Source organism: Luteibacter sp. ME-Dv--P-043b (assembly GCF_030209605.1).
Taxonomy (GTDB): domain Bacteria; phylum Pseudomonadota; class Gammaproteobacteria; order Xanthomonadales; family Rhodanobacteraceae; genus Luteibacter.
The window spans coordinates 171,777-190,015 of the sequence record NZ_JARVRT010000008.1 but is presented as its reverse complement, the minus strand read 5'-3'; the positions used below and the strand labels follow the sequence as shown (position 1 = coordinate 190,015).

Below are 18,239 nucleotides of genomic sequence, written 5' to 3'. Positions count from 1 at the left end.
TTCAGGTCATGCCATCGCGGTGGCGCCCATGTCGTGGGCCGCCACCGCGAACGCTCACTTCAGGCGGCTCACTTCAGGCCGCGATCCTGCAACATCGGTTCGATCGACGGCTCTTTGCCGCGGAAGTCGCGGTAGAGCTTGCCGAGTTCCTCGGTGTTGCCACGCGAGAGGACCTTGTCGCGGAAGATCTGGCCGTTTTCGCGGGTCAGGCCGCCGTGCTCCTTGAACCACTCGAAGGCATCCGAGTCGAGCATCTGCGTCCACAGGTAGGCGTAGTAACCGGCCGCATATCCGTTGCCCCAGATGTGCTGGAAATAGCTGGACCGATAGCGCGGTGGGACCTGCGCCAGGGTGAAGCCGGCCTTCTTCAAAGCCGCCGCCTCGAACTGGTCGACGTCCTGCTTCTTGTCGCTGGCCGGCAGCATGTGCCACTGCATGTCGAGCAAGGCGGCCGAGATCAGCTCGCTCATGGCGTAGCCCTGGTTGAAGCTCTTGGCTTTCTTGATCTTCTCGACGAGTTCCGCCGGCATGGCCGCGCCGGTCTGGTAGTGCTTGGCGTAGTTGGCGAAGACCTTGGGATCGGAGGCCCACTGCTCGTTGAACTGCGAGGGGAACTCGACGAAGTCGCGCGGGGTGTTGGCGCCCGAGAGTGACGGGTACTGCGAGTCGGCGAACATACCGTGCAGGGCGTGGCCGAACTCGTGGAACATCGTGGTCACGTCGTCGAACGACAGCAGCGCCGGCTGGCCCGCCGCCGGCTTGGTGAAGTTGGCCACGTTGTAGACCACGGGCTTGTCGCCGAACAGCCTGGACTGGTCGACGAGGTTGCTCATCCAGGCGCCGCCATTTTTGTTGTCGCGCTTGAAGTAGTCGCAGTAGAACAGCGCCATCGAGGTGCCGTCCTTGTCGAACACCTCGAACACCCGCATGTCAGGCTGCCAGGTGGGAATGTCCTTGCGTTCCTTGAAGGTGATTCCGTAGAGCTGGTTGGCGGCGTAGAACACGCCGTTCTGCAGCACGTTGTCCAGTTCGAAGTACGGCTTGACCTGCGCTTCGTCCAGGTCGTACTTCGCCTTGCGAACCTTCTCGGCGTAGTGGTCCCAGTCCCACGCCTGCACCTGGAATCCACCCTTCTCCTTGTCGATCACATCCTGGATGTCCTTCGACTCCAGCCGGGCGCGAGCGACCGCGGCCGGCGCCAGGCGCTCCATGAATTTCTCGGCCGCCGCGGGCGTCTTCGCCATCTGGTCGTCGAGGCGCCAGGCGGCGTAATTGGGGAAGCCCAACAACCTGGCCTGCTCGGCGCGCACCTGCGCGATGCGCGTGATCGTGTCGCGCGTGTCGTTGGCGTCGCCATGTTCGGCGCGCTCCCACGACGCGTTGAACAGCTTCTCGCGCGTGGCGCGATCATTCATGCCCTGGAGCGCCGGCTGCTGCGTGGTGTTCTGCAGCGTGACCACGTACTTGCCGTCCAGCTTGCGATCCTTCGCGGCATCCGCCGCTGCGGCGATGTCACCGTCCGACAGACCGTCCAGCGACTGCTTGTCGTCGACCACGAGCGCACCGGCCTTGTTGGCGGCCAGCAGCATGTTGGTGAAGCGGGTGCCGAGGGTGGATTCTTCCTTGTTGAGTTCCTTGAGCCGGGTCTTGTCGGTTTCCGACAGCTTCGCACCCGCATGCACGAAATTCTTGTAGGTCACCTCCAGCAAGCGTGCCGATTCGGGATCGAGCTTGAGCGATGCGCGCTTGTCGTAAAGCGACTGCACCCGCTTGAACAGCTTGTCGTTGAGATAGATGGCATCGCTGTGCGCGGCCAGTTCGGGCGAGAGGTTTTCCTCGGCCTTTTGCAACGTGTCGTTGGTGTTGGCGCCCGTCAGCGCGTTGAATGCGTTCTGCGCACGCTTGAGCAGCACGCCGGATTTCTCGAACGCCACGATGGTGTTGTCGAAGGTGGGCTCGTCGGTCGCATCGGCGATCGCGTTTACCTCGGCCAGTTGCTGCTTCATGCCCTCTTCGATCGCCGGCTGGAAGTCACCATCGGCAATCTTGTCGAACGGGGGCGCATGGAACGGTAGCGTGCTGGCGACCAGCAGCGGGTTCTCATGCGGGGCGGGTGCAGCAGCCGTGGCTGCCGCGGCGGGACTCGACGGTGCCGTGCCTGCGGGTGCTGGCGTGGCGGCCTTGTCGGCGTCGCCGGACGAGGAACAGGCGGCGGTGAGGGCGATCGAAATGGCGATCACGAGGCTACGGACCTTCGGCATGGCGGGATGTCCCCTGCGGTGAGCAAAACGCCGACTCTAGCGGTGCAGGGCCGGCGGGGACAACCGCCATGGACCGCGAACGGCTCAGCGGGTATCGCGAAGCTCCCAGCTCGAGCCGATCAGCAGGTTGAGCCGGTGCTTCACCAGTCGCATGGGCAGCGAGGTGGTCAACTGGATATCCGTACGGTCGTTCGACAGCTCGCCGGACGCGGAGGCCGCACCGTCCGCCGCGCCGAGGCTCGGATCAACCTCGTCGGGATCGGGCTGCTTGGCGCGCCAGCGCTGGAACAGGTCGTCACCGCGCATGGCCGCGGCGATGTCGGCGGCGAGCTTGTCGGGGCCGATGCCCTGGAACGACAGCTCGGGGTCCGGGCCCTTGGCCCGGCTCATGTCTTTTACCGAAAGGTAGTAGGTGGTCATGCCGCCTTGTTACGTCCGTACGCGTGAAGCCGCCGTCAGCCCAGCAGCGAAAGGTCGAGAAGGTTGGCCGCATCCACCGGGGCGATGCGGTAGGGCAGCACGCCCAGGCACGGGGCCGGCAGGTAATCGCGCAGCGTGCCGATGTTTTCCTCCAGCAACGGCATCGTCGGTTCGATGATGTTGGCGATCCAGCCGGCGAGGCGGCAACCATCGGCAGCGATGGCCCGGGCGCTGAGCCGGGCATGGTTGATGCAGCCCAGGCGGATGCCGACCACCAGCACCACGGGCAGGTTCCAGCGACGGGGAAAATCCTCCGCGGAGAGGCCCGCGCCAAGCGGCACCAGCCAGCCGCCGACGCCCTCGACCACCACCCGCTCGTAGTCCACGCCGAGTGCCGCGAACGCGTCGTCCAGCGGCGGCCAGGTCACCTGGCGACCGCTGCGGGCCGCGGCGAGGTGCGGGGCTACCGCGTCCTCGAAGGCGAGTGGGTTGACGAGCGCGTACGGCGGCGGTGGCCAGCTGGCGGCTTGCAGGTCCAGGGCATCCTGGTTACGCAGGCCCTCCCGCGTGCGCCCGGATCCGCTGGCCACGGGCTTCATCCCGGCGACCCGTTCGCCGGCCTGGCGGAACGCGTGCACCAGGGTCTGGGCGGCGTGCGTCTTGCCGATGCCGGTATCGGTACCGGCGACGAAGAGATGTCGCGACATGCGTGGGCGGCCTTGCGGGAGCGATGGCATGGCACCATACACGGCTTCCTATGACGAAATGAACGGGAACCGCCATGTTCGAAGCCAAGGCCATCGCCACCGGGGACAAGGCCGCGCTTTACGCGGAACTGCTGCAACAGGCCCAGGGCCTGATGCACGGCGAGACGAACGTGATCGCCAACGCCGCCAACTTCGCCGCGCTGGTCTACGACGCCGTGCCGGAACTCAACTGGGCGGGGTTCTACCTCTACGACGGCAGCGAACTGGTGGTCGGGCCTTTCCAGGGCAAACCGGCGTGCATCCGCATCGCGCTGGGACGCGGCGTCTGCGGCACGGCGGCACAGACCCTGCAGACCCAGGTGGTGCGCGACGTCCACGACTTCGACGGCCACATCGCCTGCGATGCCGCCTCCAATTCGGAAATCGTGGTGCCGCTGACGAAAGCCGACGGCAGCCTGTTCGGCGTGTGGGACGTGGACAGCCCCCGCGTGGCCCGTTTCGACGACGAGGACAGGAAGGGCATGGAGGCGCTGTGCCGCGCCTTCATGGCCACACTGGGCTAGCCGGCGGGCGCTGGCACGCCTAGACCAGTTCGTGCGGGCGCGGCGTCGCCAGCAGTTCCATGACGCGGGCGCGCGCCTCCTCGATACCGGTCTTGGCCGGCGACGAGAACACCTGCGCGGTGCCGCGCACGTTGTTGGTCCGGAAATCCTTGCGCAGGGCCTCCAGGGCGGCCGAGGCCTGCCCGCGGGAGAGCTTGTCGGCCTTGGTCATCAACACATGGCAGGGCAGGTCGGTAGCCGCGCAGAACGCGAGCATCGTCCGGTCGAAATCCTTCAGCTCGTGGCGGATGTCCACGATCAGCACGATGCCGCGCAGGCTGCGGCGCATCTTCAGGTAGGCATCGATCTCGCCACGCCAGTGCATGCGCATGGCTTCGGGCACCTTGGCGTAGCCGTAGCCCGGCAGGTCGACCAGCCGCGCATCCACCGGCGCCTCGCCCTCGATCTTCAGCGGGGCCAGGTCGAACACCACCATCAACTGGGTGCGCCCCGGTGTCTTGGACGTCCGGGCCAGGCCGTTGTGGCCGGTCAGCGCGTTGAGCGCGCTCGACTTGCCGGCGTTGGACCGGCCGGCGAACGCCACCTCGGCACCCTGGTCGTAGGGCAACTGGGTGATTTCGTTGGCGGCCAGCACGAAGCGGGCACTGTTGAGGGGGTTCGAGGACATGTGCGGCTGGCCGGAAGGCGGGGATCGACGGTCGGGCAGTGTATGCGATACCGCGCGCAGCCGCGCGCCGACGCGGTTTGACCGGGCTCTCCCGCGCCCCCCATAATCTTTTGATCGCGGCGCGCTGGGGAGCTCGCCCGACTCGGAAGCATCCCTCCTGGAGAGACGTATGAAGTTTCGGCACGCCGCCGCTGCCATCACCGCGATGCTCGTCATGAATTTCGCCACGGCCCAGACGGCCGCGCCCGCGAAGGCGGCGACCGTGCCGGCGCCGGCCAGCACCGCGGCCAAGCCCGGCGCCAATCCCGCCACCGATCCGGCCACCCCGGGGATGCCCACGACCGAGACCACCACCGCTCCCGTCGGCGGCACCACCGCCGCGGTCAAGCCCGGCGACGCCGCCACCGGCCAGGGCAAGGCCGCCGCCTGCGGCGCCTGCCACGGACTGGACGGCAACTCCAGCGATCCGCAATACCCGCGCCTCGCCGGGCAGAGCGAGCAATACATCGCCGCGCAGCTGGCCGATTTCAAATCCGGCAAGCGCATGAACCCGATCATGATGGGCTTCGCCCAGCCCCTCAGCGAGCAGGACATGCATGACATCGGTGCCTACTTCGCTACCAAGGCATCCCTACCGGGCGTAGCAGATCAGGCCTATGTGGATCAGGGCCAGACCCTCTACCGCCAGGGCGATGTCACCCGAGGCATCCCGGCCTGCATGGCCTGCCACGGTCCGGATGGCGGCGGCAATCCCGGCGCCCGCTACCCACAGCTGACCAGCCAGCACGCGAAGTACATCGAGTCGCGGCTGAAGGCCTGGCACGACGGCAACGCGCAGAGCGACGACCCCCACGCACGCATCATGATCACCATCGCGCAGAAGCTGGACGACAAGGATATCGCCGCCGTGGCCAGCTACATCGAGGGCCTGCACACGAACGAACCGACGCAGGCCGCACCCACGACGCCCTGATGGCGTTAAAGTTGGACGATCGAACGGGCCCCTTCGGGCCCGTTCTCGTTCTCGAAGGTAAGAAAAGGAACCCCGATGCGTATGCGCCTTCCCCTCCTCTGCGTGGCACTGCTGGGCCTTGCCGCCTGCGGCTCCGGCAACCAAGACGCGGCTTCCACGCCCCCGCCAGCCACCGCGGCGCCGGCCGCCACCGCACCGGTGACGCCGCCAGCCAGCGCCACCTCGACAGCGGCGAGCACGCCCGCCACCGCAGGTAGCAGCGCGGCGGCGGCCCCCGTGCCCGCCGCGGAAGCGGACGACAAGCGTCCCGCCCCCAAGCCCTTCGTCGACGATGGCAAATGGGTCGAGGGCAAACAGTACTTCCGCATCGACCCGGCACAGCCGACCAGCACGCCGGGCAAGATCGAAGTCACGGAGGTGTTCTCGTACGGCTGCCCCGCCTGCTTCCAGTTCCACGGCATCGTCGACCAGATGGTCAGGGACCTGCCCCGCGGCACGGTCATGACGTACACGCCGGCGTCGTTCCGCCCGGACGAGAACTGGCCGCTGCTGCAGCGCGCCTATCTCACCGCGCAGGCATTCGGCGTGGACAAGCAGAGCCACGACGCGATGTTCGACGCCGTGTTCAAGAGCGGCGAGCTCGGCATCATGGACCAGCAGACCAACAAGCCCAAGGCGCAGTCGGCCTGGCCGACCATCGACGACGTGGCGAAGTTCTACGCGAAGTACGGCGTGAAGCCGGAGGAATTCGTCGCCACGGCCAATTCCTTCACCATCAACACGAAGATGAAGCGCGCCGATGAACTGATCCGCGCCTATGAGGTCGATAGCACGCCGACCATCGTGGTGAACGGAAAGTACCGCTTCACGGCCGCGACGGCCGGTGGCTATCCCCAGTCGATCGAGCTGGTGCAGTGGCTCATCAGCAAGGAAGCCGCGGGCAAGTAACCGCGTTCCCGACCCTTTACGGAGATCTCCATGTTCAAGCGTTTATCGCTCCTTTTCGTGGGCCTGGCCCTCACTGCCGCGTGCAGCGCCAAACCGGCCGACCCCGCCGCCGCGGCCAGCTACACCGACGGCACGCAGTACGTCACCATCGCCAAGCCGCAACGCCTGGATCCGAAGGACGGCAAGGTCGAAGTCGTCGAGGTGTTCTCGTACGGATGCGTGCATTGCGCGCATTACGAATCCTATGCCGAGGACCTGCAGAAGCAGCTGCCCAAGGGTGTGGTGTTCCGTGTCATCCCGGCGGCATTCAACGACGCCTGGCTGCCGTATGCGCAGGCCTACTACGCGGCGAAGCAGCTCGGCGTGGCCGAGAAGGCCCACGCGGCCTTGTTCAAGGCGATCCATACGGACCATTACCCCGTTCGCACCATCGACGAGCTGGCCGACTGGTACGCGCAGAACTACGGCGTGGACAAGGCGAAGTTCATCCAGCTGGCCACCAAGGACGACACCATCCACCAGCGCATCCTCGCCGATAGCAAACTGATCCAGGCATGGGGCATCGACGGCACGCCCACGGTCGTTGTGGACGGCAAATACCGCAGTGCGCAGATCAAGGACTTCGACGAGCTCAACGGCGTCACGAAGTACCTGGTCGACAAGGAACTCAAGGGCGGCAAGTAAGCCCCGCGCCCACCCGATGCCCCCTGTTCACATGGCGGGGGGCATCCTCTGGCGCTACCGCCGGACGAGACCCAAAAGCACCCACACATGACCCGCTTTACGCCGCCCCCCGTCATCGCTCCGGAACGCACCCTGCGCCTGCTGAGCTGCAACATCCTCGCCGGCGCCAGCGTCCAGCGTTACAGCGATTACGTCACGCGCAGCGTCAACGCGGTGCTGCCTGCACGCTCCAAGCTCGACAACCTCGATTCGCTCGCCCAGCTCCTGCACGAATTCGACGTGGTCGGACTGCAGGAAGCCGATGCGGGAAGCCTGCGTTCCGGCTTCCTCAACCAGACCCGTTACATCGCCGAAGCCGCCGGCATGCCTTACTGGAGCCACCAGCCCAACCGGCCGATGGCACGCGTGGCGCATTCGGCCAATGGCCTGCTGAGCCGGATCGAGCCCAGCGAGGTCATCGACTACCCGCTGCCCGGTCGCATCAAGGGTCGCGGCGCGCTGTTCGTGCGCTTCGGCACAGGCACCGACGCGCTGGTGGTGGTCATCGCGCACCTGTCGCTCGGCGCGGCAGCGCGCATGGGCCAGCTTGGATTCATCGCCGAACTGCTGGCACCGTTTCCCCACGCGGTACTCATGGGCGATCTCAACACCGAGCCTACGTCGCCCGAAATGCGTCGGCTGTTCGAGAAGACCGCGCTGCAGCCGCCCGCGGTCAGCACGCCCACCTTCCCCAGCTGGAAACCGCGCCGCGCGCTGGACCACATCCTGACCTCCGCGGACATCGCGCTGGACCGGACATGGACATTGCCCCGCGCCTTCTCCGATCATCTGCCGCTTGCCGCTGAAATCCGCCTGCCGCTCGCGCTGGCCGAGGCCGCCGGCGCCCTGCCCACGAGATAACTCCCTCATGAAGTCCAGCCTGCGCGCCGCCCTGCCCTGGGTCGTCATCGTCCTCGTCGCGCTCGGCGCCACCGTGTTGCGCTACGGCTTCATCGAACCCGCCGACGCGGCGCATGCCTGCGACGGTGCCGACGGCCCCTGGTGGTGCACCACGCGAAACCTCATCGTGCAGGGCTTCCTGACCTACGCCTACGGCTACGCCGCCGTGCTGATGGCCCTGGTCGCCCTGTTCTGGCGCAGCACGGTATCCGCCGTGCTCGCCGCGTCGCTGGGCGTCATCGCCCTGCAGCTGTACTGCTACGAAGGCGGCGCCCTGGCGCTTCTAATCGGCGCCCTGCGCCTGGTCCGCGTGCAATACGACCGCGCCCTCCCCGCCCCGGCAAATTAGGGCCATGCAGGAGCGCACGATGTGCGCGATAGGCCGACGCGCAGGAGCGCACGATGTGCGCGAAAAGCCAACGCGTAGGAGCGCACGATGTACGCGAAAAGCCACGCGTAGAAGCGCACGATGTGCGCGAAAAGCCAACGCGTAGGAGCGCACGATGTGCGCGAAAAGCCAACGAAGCGGCGAAGAGGCACCCCCCATCGCGCACATCGTGCGCTCCTACACGTTGGTATCGGGCTCGGGCAGGCGCGCGCGGCGCCAGGCGCTCAGCACCGGTAGCGCCATCGCCAGGTTGAGTACCAGCCAGCCCCACGACACGGCGTTCGCGCCCTGCTCCTGGACCACGACAGCCACCGCCAGCAGCGGCAACCACACGGCCAGCAGGCGTTCCTCCACCAGGGGCATCAGCGTGTCGTTGCGCGTGCGCAGCACGCCGAGCACGAGGAACCCGATGCACGGCAGCGCGAACAGGCCGATGGGAAAGTCGCGGTAGCGTCCGTTGAACACCAGCAGGATGCCGTAGAGCGTGAGGACGAACATCCAGAAGAAACGCTGCGGCGTGAATGCGTCGGACCAGGCGATGCCGAGGCGCCGACGCTCCACGGGGCGCGGCGCTACCGCGGCAGGATCCACCGGCGAGGCCAAGCGCGCCGCGATGGTTCGCGACAGCGACACGGCGGTGAGCAGCGCCAGCAAACCGATGACGATGCCGACCGTCCACTCCACGTCGTTGCGCGCGGCGAACGACAGCAGCCGCAAGTGGGCGGCCAGCGCGGTGCCCGTGGCGAAGCCGGCGAACGCGAGCGCCGCCCAGCCCGATACCCCCCGCCAGCGGCGACGTACCGCACCCGCCGCCACGAAGACCAGCGCCATCAAACCACCCGCGGCGATGGCCCACGTCCAGCGCGGCTCTTCGACGATGGGGCCCTGCATGGCGAACTTGGGTTCGGCATCCGCGTCGAAAATGCCCCAGTAGCCGCCCACCGTGCCTTCCAGGTCGCGCTTCCACGGCTGGTCGAAGGCCTCGATGACGTTGTACGGCATGTCCACCGTCGCCGCATAGTTCAGGAATTCGCGCATGTAGCGCGCTTCGTTGACCAGGCTGGCGCTAGCGTCGCGACGAGTGCGGCCCTGGCTGGGCCAGCCGGTCTCGCCGATCATGATGGCCTTGCCCGGAAACTCACGCTTCATCTTCTGGTACACGTCCGCGACATGGCGCACCGCGTCCTCGGGCGCCACCGGCTGGTCTTCCCAGTACGGCAGGATGTGGATGGTGAGGTAATCCGTCGCCTTGGCCAGCGCGGGATGCTTCTGCCAGAACTCCCACACGTCGGCGTAGGTCACCGGAACGTCCGTGGCCTTGTTCACCCGCGCGATGTAGCCGGCCAGTTCCTTCTCCGACAGTTCGCCGCGTAGCAGCACCTCGTTACCCACCACGATGCCGCGCAGGCTGTCGTGATCGCGCCGCGCCGCCGCAAGACCCAGCTGGATCTCTCGCTCGTTCGCGGCCGGATCGCGACCCAGCCAGATGCCCATCAGCACCTTCATGCCGTAGCGGCCGGCAAGATCGGGAACAGCCCCCAGGCCCTGGCCCATCGAATACGTACGTACGCAATCGAAACGCGTGGACAACGCCTTGAGGTCGGCGTCGATGCGCTCGGGGGGAATGAACGCATGGATGTCGAACGGCGTTTCGCCCTTCAGGCGGAACGGCGCGTAGGACACACAGGCAATCTTGGCCGTCGGTGAGTCCGGCAGGGCGATCGGGCGGCCGAGGACGAACCAGTACCCCGCACCGAGGACGACGGCCAGGGCAAGGATGAGCCAGGCGAAGGGTCGCGCCAGGCGCGCATGGGAGAGATGGGGCGGCATGCCGTTCCAGTTGCCAGAGCGTAAAGGAGGAAACCGTCCAAGCTTAGCGGACCCGCACGGGCCGGAGCGATGCCTCCCGTGCGCAGCGTTCATCAAGCCTGCGCACCCGCTTCGCTTACAATCGTCGGGTAAGCACCCGTGAAGGAATCCCGATGGTCTTCGCCCCGAAGGCACTACGACGCAGCGTCCGCTCGTTCCGCCTCATGGCCGGTCTCGCCCTTGCCGCCTGTGGCCTCGCCGTCACGCTGGGCGCTTCGGCCGAGGGTACCGACGCCGAGCGCGCGCGTTTTCGCCAGGCCTATGCCGTCGCCCAGCAGGGCGGCGACGCGTGGCGTGCCCAGGCCGGCGGCCTCGAACACTATGCCTTGTTCCCCTACCTCGAGGCAGCCGCCCTCGAGCACGACCTGCGCACCCTCGATCGCGCACGCGTCGAGGCTTACCTCAATGCCAATCGCGGGCTGATCCCCGCAAGCGACCTTCGCCGCGATTTCCTCACCGAACTCGCCCGCCGCAAGGACTGGGCCACCTTCACCGCGATGTACCAGCCGGGGCTCGGCGACGCGCTGAGCTGCTTCGCCCTCCAGGCCAAGCTGTCCCGTGGCGAGCCGCTGGTGTTCGCGACCGACCTGGCGGACCTGTGGAAGAAGGCCAGCCTGCCCGACGCCTGCGACCCGGTGCTCGGTGCGGCGCACGACCAGGGCCTGCTGACGCCGGATCGCCTGTGGATACGCATCCAGACCGCGGCCGAGGCGGGCAAGGGCGGCACTGTCGCCGCCCTGGCCGGCTGGCTGCCGGCCGACGATGCCGCGGCGGCCCAGCGCATCGCCAAGGCACTGAACGATCCCAATGGCGCGCTGCGCGACGCGGCCACGTGGCCCGACACGCCGCGCGGCCGCCAGGCCGTGACGCTTGCCCTGCAGCGCATGGCGCGCAAGCAGTCCACCGTGGCCGACAGCGCCTGGACCACCCTGGCCCCCCGCTTCGCCCTGAGCGAGCAACAGAAGGGTGCCGTCCTCAACGCCCTCGCGCTGTTCCACGCCACCGACTTCGACGAATCCGCGCTGGACCGGCTGGCGGCGCTGCCGGCGGGTGCCCAGACCGACGCGACACGCGAATGGCGGGTGCGCGTCGCGCTGGCCAGGCAGGACTGGCCGGCGGCGCTGACCGCCCTCGATGCCCTGTCGCCCGCGCAGAAAGACGACGGCGAGTGGCGTTATTTCCGGGCACTGGTGCTGGGGCGGTTGAACCGGCAGGCGGAAGCGCGGGCTATCTACCAGAACGTGGCACAGGAGGCGACGTACTTCGGCTTCCTCGCCGCCGACCGGCTCGATGCGTCCTATGCGATCTGTCCGGCCTCCATGGCCACCGACGAGCGTCGCGAGGCCTCGCTGCTGGCGGAGCCGGGCCTGGACCGCGCGTTCGAACTCTACGCCGTTGGCCTGCAGAAGTACGCCCGCCGCGAGTGGACGGCCGCGCTGGCCGGACGCGATGCCGACACCCAGCGACTCGCCGTGGACCTGGCCTTCCGCAAGGGCTGGTACGACCGCGCGGTGTTCGCGCTGTCGTCCGGCGATGCCCTGCGCCTGTACGAGCAGCGCTTTCCGCTGGCACGCCAGGACGGCGTGGTCGAGCAGGCCAGCCAGGCGGGCATCGAAGCACCCTGGGCCTACGCGATCATCCGCGCCGAGAGCGCATGGATGACCGATGCACGCTCGGGCGCCGACGCGCGCGGGCTCATGCAGCTGCTGCCCGGCACGGCTTCGCTGGTGGCCAAGCGCAACGGCCTGGCATGGAACGGGGGCGACAGCCTCTACGAGCCCACCACCAACATCATCCTCGGCACGCGCTACCTCGCCCAGATGGCGGCGCGCTACAACGGCGCGCCGTGGCTGGCCAGCGCCGCGTACAACGCGGGACCGAACAAGGTCGACCAGTGGGTGAGCGCGCGCGGCACGCTTGACCCAGACCTGTTCGTCGCCAGCATTCCTTACAAGGAAACCCGCGAATACGTCGCTCGCGTCATGGCCTTCGCCGTGATCTACGACTGGCGCCTGACCGGCAATGCCCTGCCGATCGGCTCGCGCATGACCCGCTTCGGCACGTCTTATTCGCTTCCGTCGGCAGGTGCTGTCCGCAAGACGGTGGCCTGCCCGGCGCCCGCCGTGACCCGCCCCACGCCACCGACAGCTCCCGCCGTCTCACAGCCGGCACCCGCCGAGGCGACATCCGCCCCGGCCCCTCAGGAACCCCAGAGCTGATCCGCTTGGCGTCGAGCGCCAGGCGGCCTAGGCTGAACTCATGAACGCTCAACGCATCGTCATCCTCGGCGGCACCGGCTTCGTCGGCAGCACGCTGGTTCCCCGGCTCGCGGCCGATGGGCACTCCCTCCTGCTGCTCTCCCGCAACCGCGAGGCGCGCCGGCACAGCGCGGTAGGACGTCAGGTCACCACCGTCACCGCGGATGTCTACGATCCCGCGGCCCTGCGGCGGCACATCGCCGGCGCAGATGCCGTCATCAACCTTGTCGGTATTCTCAGCGAGAGCGGCCGGAACACGTTCGAACGCGCCCACGTGGGCCTGACGCGTCTCGTCATCGAGGCCTGCCAGGCCACAGGCGTCCACCGCCTGCACCAGATGAGCTCGCTCAAGGCCGGCCAGGGGCTATCGAAATACCTCCGCTCCCGCGGCGAGGCCGAAGCCCTGGTCAAGGCATCCACGCTGGACTGGACGCTTTACCAGCCCAGCACCATCTTCGGACCGGGCGACGGCCTGGTCAGTCGGTTCGACGCCCTCCTGCGCCTGGCGCCGGTCATTCCGCTGCCACGGCCGCAGGCGAAAATGGCGCCGGTATACGTCGGCGACGTCGCCGAAGCGATCGCCCGCTCGGTCGCCACGCCCTCCGCCAGCCTGCTGCGTACCTTCGAGCTGTACGGGCGGGAGACCTGGACCCTGATCGACATCGTTCGCGCCATCCGCGATGCACGCGGCCGGCGCCGCGTGGTCCTTCCCATGCCCGACAGCCTGGGTCGCCTGCAGGCGCAGTTCGCGCAGTTCGTGCCAGGCAAGCCCTTCACTCCGGACAATTTTCTCTCGCTGCGTACGGATTCCGTCGGCAAGGTCGATGGCCTGGCCCAGCTCGGCATCGCACCCCAGTCGTTCGCCGCCTGGTTGCCTCGTCTGTTGGGCCAACCCGTCCGCCAGCGGCGGCTGGACGAGGCGCGCACCAAGCGCCGCCCCTGACGCGCCCATGGAGATCTACCTCGTTGGCGGCGCGGTCCGCGATCAGTTGCTCGGCCGCCCCGTGGTGGATCGCGACTGGGTCGTCGTGGGGGCAACCCCGGACGACATGCTCGCCGCCGGCTTCAAGCCGGTCGGCAAGGATTTCCCCGTCTTCCTGCATGGGCAGACGAAGGAGGAATACGCGCTGGCGCGCACGGAGCGCAAGACGGGCCGCGGCTACCACGGCTTCGCGTTCCACGCGGATCCCGGCGTCACCGTCGAACAGGATCTCGAGCGCCGCGACCTGACCATCAACGCCATCGCCCAGCGCGACGACGGCAACCTGGTGGATCCGTTCGGCGGGGTCGACGATATCCGCACGCGTACGCTCAGGCATGTCTCGTCGGCCTTCGCGGAAGATCCGGTACGGCTGCTGCGCGTCGCGCGTTTCGCAGCGCGATATGCCCCGCTGGGCTTCACGGTCGCCGACGATACCCTGGCGCTGATGCGGCGCATGGTGGACGACGGCGAGGTGGATCACCTCGTGCCCGAGCGCGTGTGGACCGAAACGCGCAAGGCACTGGCCGAACCCCGGCCGTCGGTGTTCCTGCAGGTGCTGCGGGACACCGGCGCCCTGCGCCTGCTGTTTCCCGAGGTGGATGCGCTCTACGGCGTCCCCCAGCGGCCGGAATACCACCCCGAAATCGATACGGGTATCCACGTGCAAATGGTGCTGGATGCCGCGGCGGTGCTGGCCCCGGGTGATGCGCTGGTCGGCTGGTGCGCGCTGACCCACGACCTGGGCAAGGCCCTGACACCGGCGCATGTGCTGCCCCGGCACATCATGCACGAGCAGCGGGGCGTCGAGCCCGTTCGCGAACTATCCGCCCGGCTGAAGGTGCCTGCGGAATACGCCTTCATGGCCGAGATGGTCTGCAAGCACCACCTCAACGCGCACATGGCGTTCGAACTGAAGCCGACCACCGTCCTCCGCCTGCTCGATGCCCTGGGCGCCCTGCGCCGACCGGAGCGCCTGGAGACGTTCCTGCTCGCCTGCATGGCCGACAAACGTGGACGCGCCGGTAGTGCCGATGCGCCCTATCCGCAGGCCGACTTCCTGCGCAGCTGCCGCACCGCGGCTGCGGCCGTCACCTCACAGCCCTTCGTCGAACGGGGCTTGCAGGGCCCCGCCATCGGCGAGGCGATGAAGAAAGCCCAGGCCGCGGCCATCGCCGCCGTGCCCCGCCCTACCGCCTGACGCCCGGTCCGGCGAGACTTACAGACGGGAGCCCTGGTCCGCCGCCATCACCTCGGCCGGCAACACGCCCGGGTCGATGTCCCTGGCGAACATCATCACCTGGAAGCGCTCGCCCATCTGGTCGGGCAAGGTCAGCTTCTTTACTTCCTGTGACAACCGGAAGCGCGCCGCTTCGTCGGTCAGAGCCAGGTAGTCGTCCTCGAAAACGTCCTGCAAGCCAGCGGCGATCAGGAACCGCGCCTGCGACAGGTAGGCGGCCACGCCGAACCCCGCGTTGTTGCCCGCCTCCGCCAGCGCCGTGAAGTCCACCGATGCGGTCAGGTCCTGCAGGCCCGGCAGGTGGAAGGCGTCGTTGTGGGCACGATGGCGATAGAACGCGCGCAACGTGCCGTCGGTGCGCTCGGGCAGGTAGAACTCCCCGCGGGTGTAGCCGTAGTCGACGAAGAGCATCGCGCCACGACGCAGCGTGCCGGCCACCGCCTGCATCCAGTACGGCAGCTGCGGCAGGATCTCGGTGCGGTAGCCATCGGCGAAGTCGCGGCCCAGGTCGCGCTCTACATGGCGCACGGCGCCGCGGACCAGGGCATCCGCCGGTCGATCGCTGCGCATGAACCGGCCCTCGCCGTCGAGCACCACGTGCTCTTCGTAGATTTCGCCCTCGCGGGCCGTGATCCGTGTGGTCGGCAGGGCATCGATGACTTCATTCGCGAAGATCACGCCCTCCCACTCCGTTTCCAGCGGACCGTCCAGCCAGCTCACACGTGCGGCCACATCGGCCGGCAGGGTGGCCTGCAGCCGCTCGCGCTGTCGCTCGCGCAGGTCAGCGCTGGGTTCCAGGATCATGAACCGTCGCGGCGCACGGCCGGCGGCATCCAGGGCGCGCAGTGCCGCTTCGGCGAAGGCGCCGCTGCCGCCGCCGATCTCGAGCACATCGGCCTCCGGCCCCAGCGAGGCCAGTACCGGTTCGAACGCGCGGACGACACAGCGGGCGAACAGCGTGCCCAGTTCCGGCGCGGTGACGAAATCGCCATCCGCACCGAACTTGGTCTTGCCTGCGCTGTAGTAACCCAGGCCCGGCGCGTAGAGGCACCGCTCCATGAAACGGGAGAACGGCATGGGACCGTGGCTCGCGATCTCCTCGCGGAGCAGGGCGGACAGATGGTCGGAGTGGGCGCGCTCGTCGGCGCCGGGATCGGGAAGCTTGGCGGTCATGCCTTCAGGATAATGGAAGGCATGACCGCATGGTCACCTCGATGTGAGGACTCAGAAGTCCTGCTGCAGCGAGAGGAACACGCCACGGCGCGGCCCGAACTGCGGTGCGCCCACGCCGATGCCCGAGCCGTCACGCAGCTGGTAGGTGCGATCCAGCGCGTTGACCAGGGCGAACTGCGCGTGTGTCGCGCCCACGCTGGTCAGGTTGAAGTCGTGCGCCACGCTCAGGTTGAGCTGGAAGTACGCCGGCATGGTGTCGCCGTTGGGGACGATGCCGTCGCGACGCAGGCCCGAGCCGAACAGGTAGTTCGCCCCGATGCGTGTGCTGTCGTCGAACGCGTAGCTGATGCCGCCCGACGAGGTGTACTTCTGGTCGTGGTCGAGGTGGATGAAGTGGTCCTGGATGTAGGCCAGGTCGTCCGGAGCGAAGTTGTACTGGCCGGTGATGATGCGCTTGCCCACCGAGCGGTTGTACGAGAAGTTGAAGTAGGCGGTCAGCGCGCCACCGTCGTAGTTGACGGTCAGCTCGTCGCCCTTGACCTTGCCCTGGTCGTAGTTGAAGGTCGAATAGACGACAGCGGCACCGAACTGCCCTTCATCCTGGATGCGCGACACGTTGCGCCGGTAGCTGTCCAGGCCCACGGTCCACTGCGTGCCCAGCTTCTGCGAGATACCCACGTCGTAGTAGCTGCTGCGCTCGGCCAGCGGCGTGTCGTTGCCGTTGTCCGGCAGCGCGTTGGTCGTGCCGACGAACTTGGCGATCGAGGTGGGGCTGATCGACTCGCTGGCCGGCGGCGTGAAGTAACGCGAGTAGCCGGCGTGGATCGTGGTGCCGTCCACCGGCTGGTAGACCACGCCCAGGCGCGGGCTGAGCTGGCTTTCCGGCTTGAACGCGTTGTACTTGTCGGCGCGCACGCCGTAGTTCACCGTCCACTTATCGCCGATGCTCCACTCGTCCTGCAGGTAGAGCGCGTACGTGCGCGCCAGGATGCGGCTGCTGTCGAGGATGTTCAGCGGCGTGGTGGAGGTCTGGTTGCCGTCGCCGTCGGCCGGGAACACCAGGGCGTTGTTGGTCGACGTGGCGCGCTCGAACTCGCCGTAAATGCCGTAGCGGAGGGTATGGCTGTCACCCAGCGGCGTGGCGAAATCCGCCTGCAGCGTGGTGGCGCGGTTCGCGCGGCGCACGTCCGAAGCGACGCCGTTGAACATCAGGTCACCGATGTCGTCGGGCGTGAAGTCCAGGCTGCTGTAACGCTCACCGGCCGAGACCTGGTAAGCGGTGTCGCCCATCTTGCCCTGCAGGCTGAGCACGCCGAACCGGGTCTTTTCCTGCTGGCGCTCGTCGAGCTGCGCGGAATCGAAGTTGGTGACGTCCAGGTAGCCGAACTGCGGCGTCTGCCCCGGGTTGTTGGGGATCTCGAAGCGGTTGTTGGTCGCGCCGAACATGAAGCTGATGCGCGTGTCGTTGTTGATGAGGTAGGAAACGTCGCCGAATGCCTTCACCTGGTTGGTGTGGTCGTGGATGGCGTTGCGGCTGGCGGTCGGGTTCTCGATGCCGACATCGTTCTTCAGGTAGTTGGCCGTCAGGAAGAAGCTCCAGTCGTCCTTCTTGCCGAACAGGGTCGCATTGGGGTTCACGGTGCCGAACTGGCCACCGGTGATGCCGACGCTGCCGCCGACGCCGTCCTTCGGCGTACGGGTGGTGATATCCACGATGGCCGCGGTGCGCTCGCCGTACTGCGCGGGCAACGCGCCGGTGAGCAGCTTCACGCTGTCGATCATGCGCGTGTCCAGCGTCTGGCCGAAGCCGCCGATGCTCTCGGGGATCAGCACGCCGTCGATCCGGTACTGCAGGTTGGCGTGGTCGCCACGCACGTGCAGCTGACCGTAGGAATCCTGCACCACGCCCGGCGCCTGGAGCACGACCTGGTTGAGCGGGGTGGAATCGCCCAGGGGCAACGCCTGGATCGTCTGGCGGCTCATCACGTACTGGCTGCTGCCCGTGTCCGGCGACAGGCTGTTACGGGCCTCGTCCAGGCGCGCATTGACATCGACCTCGCCCAGGTTCGTGGCTTTTTGCGGGGGCGCTTCGTCGGTGGCGAAGGCCGGCGCGGCGGAAAGGGCAAGCGCGATGCAGAAGGCGAGGCGAACAGGGGTCATCGGGGACTCT

The 18,239-nt window shown here is 67.6% G+C and carries 16 protein-coding genes; 9 read left to right on the top strand and 7 right to left on the bottom strand.

Going from position 1 to position 18,239, the window contains the following annotated elements; translation table 11 throughout:
- Positions 1–68 precede the first annotated feature (68 nt).
- The 3 genes from dcp to bioD all read right to left on the bottom strand — a co-directional run bounded on the left by dcp (position 69) and on the right by bioD (position 3,388).
- On the bottom strand, positions 69–2,261 hold the full coding sequence (dcp, locus tag QRN34_RS05795; RefSeq protein ID WP_285402834.1) for a peptidyl-dipeptidase Dcp: 2,193 nt from the start codon (positions 2,259–2,261) through the stop codon (positions 69–71).
- A gap of 84 nt (positions 2,262–2,345) precedes the next feature.
- The gene (locus QRN34_RS05790; protein WP_285402833.1) at positions 2,346–2,681 is read right to left on the bottom strand and encodes a hypothetical protein; all 336 of its coding nucleotides are present in this window, start codon (positions 2,679–2,681) and stop codon (positions 2,346–2,348) included.
- Positions 2,682–2,716: 35 nt separating this feature from the next.
- Complete coding sequence (bioD, locus tag QRN34_RS05785) at positions 2,717–3,388, bottom strand: dethiobiotin synthase (RefSeq protein ID WP_285402832.1); 672 nt, start codon at positions 3,386–3,388, stop codon at positions 2,717–2,719.
- Positions 3,389–3,462: 74 nt separating this feature from the next.
- On the opposite strand from bioD, the gene QRN34_RS05780 reads away from it, so the two are divergent.
- Positions 3,463–3,951: a GAF domain-containing protein gene (locus tag QRN34_RS05780; RefSeq protein WP_036139327.1), complete on the top strand. Its 489-nt coding sequence runs from the start codon at positions 3,463–3,465 to the stop codon at positions 3,949–3,951.
- A gap of 19 nt (positions 3,952–3,970) precedes the next feature.
- Here the strand turns inward: QRN34_RS05780 and yihA are convergent, their stop codons facing one another.
- Entirely contained in the window at positions 3,971–4,618 is a 648-nt protein-coding gene (yihA, locus tag QRN34_RS05775; protein WP_285402830.1) for a ribosome biogenesis GTP-binding protein YihA/YsxC, read from the bottom strand.
- 169 nt (positions 4,619–4,787) lie between these two features.
- On the opposite strand from yihA, the gene QRN34_RS05770 reads away from it, so the two are divergent.
- From QRN34_RS05770 to QRN34_RS05750, 5 genes are all read left to right on the top strand, one after another.
- Complete coding sequence (locus QRN34_RS05770; RefSeq protein ID WP_285402828.1) at positions 4,788–5,591, top strand: c-type cytochrome; 804 nt, start codon at positions 4,788–4,790, stop codon at positions 5,589–5,591.
- Between the two features lie 81 nt (positions 5,592–5,672).
- The gene (locus QRN34_RS05765; protein WP_285402826.1) at positions 5,673–6,539 is read left to right on the top strand and encodes a thiol:disulfide interchange protein DsbA/DsbL; all 867 of its coding nucleotides are present in this window, start codon (positions 5,673–5,675) and stop codon (positions 6,537–6,539) included.
- A gap of 30 nt (positions 6,540–6,569) precedes the next feature.
- On the top strand, positions 6,570–7,223 hold the full coding sequence (locus QRN34_RS05760; protein ID WP_285402824.1) for a thiol:disulfide interchange protein DsbA/DsbL: 654 nt from the start codon (positions 6,570–6,572) through the stop codon (positions 7,221–7,223).
- An 87-nt stretch (positions 7,224–7,310) separates the two neighbouring features.
- The gene (locus QRN34_RS05755) at positions 7,311–8,123 is read left to right on the top strand and encodes an endonuclease/exonuclease/phosphatase family protein (RefSeq protein ID WP_285402823.1); all 813 of its coding nucleotides are present in this window, start codon (positions 7,311–7,313) and stop codon (positions 8,121–8,123) included.
- A gap of 7 nt (positions 8,124–8,130) precedes the next feature.
- Positions 8,131–8,511 (top strand): hypothetical protein, encoded by a 381-nt coding sequence (locus QRN34_RS05750; RefSeq protein WP_285402821.1) that lies wholly within the window; start codon positions 8,131–8,133, stop codon positions 8,509–8,511.
- Between the two features lie 216 nt (positions 8,512–8,727).
- Here the strand turns inward: QRN34_RS05750 and QRN34_RS05745 are convergent, their stop codons facing one another.
- A complete protein-coding gene (locus QRN34_RS05745) occupies positions 8,728–10,380 on the bottom strand; it encodes a glycosyl hydrolase family 17 protein (RefSeq protein ID WP_285402819.1) in 1,653 nt (550 codons plus the stop codon).
- Positions 10,381–10,532: 152 nt separating this feature from the next.
- On the opposite strand from QRN34_RS05745, the gene QRN34_RS05740 reads away from it, so the two are divergent.
- From QRN34_RS05740 to QRN34_RS05730, 3 genes are read left to right on the top strand one after another with little or no spacing between them, the layout of a single operon-like run.
- Positions 10,533–12,638 (top strand): transglycosylase SLT domain-containing protein, encoded by a 2,106-nt coding sequence (locus tag QRN34_RS05740; protein ID WP_285402817.1) that lies wholly within the window; start codon positions 10,533–10,535, stop codon positions 12,636–12,638.
- 40 nt (positions 12,639–12,678) lie between these two features.
- Entirely contained in the window at positions 12,679–13,620 is a 942-nt protein-coding gene (locus QRN34_RS05735) for a complex I NDUFA9 subunit family protein (protein ID WP_285402815.1), read from the top strand.
- Positions 13,621–13,627: 7 nt separating this feature from the next.
- Entirely contained in the window at positions 13,628–14,857 is a 1,230-nt protein-coding gene (locus QRN34_RS05730) for a multifunctional CCA addition/repair protein (RefSeq protein WP_285402814.1), read from the top strand.
- Positions 14,858–14,875: 18 nt separating this feature from the next.
- Here the strand turns inward: QRN34_RS05730 and QRN34_RS05725 are convergent, their stop codons facing one another.
- Positions 14,876–16,069, bottom strand: coding sequence for an SAM-dependent methyltransferase (locus QRN34_RS05725; protein WP_285402812.1), 1,194 nt, complete (start codon positions 16,067–16,069; stop codon positions 14,876–14,878).
- Between the two features lie 51 nt (positions 16,070–16,120).
- Complete coding sequence (locus QRN34_RS05720; RefSeq protein ID WP_285402810.1) at positions 16,121–18,229, bottom strand: TonB-dependent receptor; 2,109 nt, start codon at positions 18,227–18,229, stop codon at positions 16,121–16,123.
- Between the last annotated feature and the right edge of the window lie 10 nt (positions 18,230–18,239).

What these genes read in the sequence shown, in the direction of transcription:
- dcp (WP_285402834.1), bottom strand. Translation starts at nt 2,261, where the DNA reads ATGCCGAAGGTCCGTAGCCTCGTGATCGCCATTTCGATCGCCCTCACC.
- QRN34_RS05790 (WP_285402833.1), bottom strand. Translation starts at nt 2,681, where the DNA reads ATGACCACCTACTACCTTTCGGTAAAAGACATGAGCCGGGCCAAGGGC.
- bioD (WP_285402832.1), bottom strand. Translation starts at nt 3,388, where the DNA reads ATGTCGCGACATCTCTTCGTCGCCGGTACCGATACCGGCATCGGCAAG.
- QRN34_RS05780 (WP_036139327.1), top strand. Translation starts at nt 3,463, where the DNA reads ATGTTCGAAGCCAAGGCCATCGCCACCGGGGACAAGGCCGCGCTTTAC.
- yihA (WP_285402830.1), bottom strand. Translation starts at nt 4,618, where the DNA reads ATGTCCTCGAACCCCCTCAACAGTGCCCGCTTCGTGCTGGCCGCCAAC.
- QRN34_RS05770 (WP_285402828.1), top strand. Translation starts at nt 4,788, where the DNA reads ATGAAGTTTCGGCACGCCGCCGCTGCCATCACCGCGATGCTCGTCATG.
- QRN34_RS05765 (WP_285402826.1), top strand. Translation starts at nt 5,673, where the DNA reads ATGCGCCTTCCCCTCCTCTGCGTGGCACTGCTGGGCCTTGCCGCCTGC.
- QRN34_RS05760 (WP_285402824.1), top strand. Translation starts at nt 6,570, where the DNA reads ATGTTCAAGCGTTTATCGCTCCTTTTCGTGGGCCTGGCCCTCACTGCC.
- QRN34_RS05755 (WP_285402823.1), top strand. Translation starts at nt 7,311, where the DNA reads ATGACCCGCTTTACGCCGCCCCCCGTCATCGCTCCGGAACGCACCCTG.
- QRN34_RS05750 (WP_285402821.1), top strand. Translation starts at nt 8,131, where the DNA reads ATGAAGTCCAGCCTGCGCGCCGCCCTGCCCTGGGTCGTCATCGTCCTC.
- QRN34_RS05745 (WP_285402819.1), bottom strand. Translation starts at nt 10,380, where the DNA reads ATGCCGCCCCATCTCTCCCATGCGCGCCTGGCGCGACCCTTCGCCTGG.
- QRN34_RS05740 (WP_285402817.1), top strand. Translation starts at nt 10,533, where the DNA reads ATGGTCTTCGCCCCGAAGGCACTACGACGCAGCGTCCGCTCGTTCCGC.
- QRN34_RS05735 (WP_285402815.1), top strand. Translation starts at nt 12,679, where the DNA reads ATGAACGCTCAACGCATCGTCATCCTCGGCGGCACCGGCTTCGTCGGC.
- QRN34_RS05730 (WP_285402814.1), top strand. Translation starts at nt 13,628, where the DNA reads ATGGAGATCTACCTCGTTGGCGGCGCGGTCCGCGATCAGTTGCTCGGC.
- QRN34_RS05725 (WP_285402812.1), bottom strand. Translation starts at nt 16,069, where the DNA reads ATGACCGCCAAGCTTCCCGATCCCGGCGCCGACGAGCGCGCCCACTCC.
- QRN34_RS05720 (WP_285402810.1), bottom strand. Translation starts at nt 18,229, where the DNA reads ATGACCCCTGTTCGCCTCGCCTTCTGCATCGCGCTTGCCCTTTCCGCC.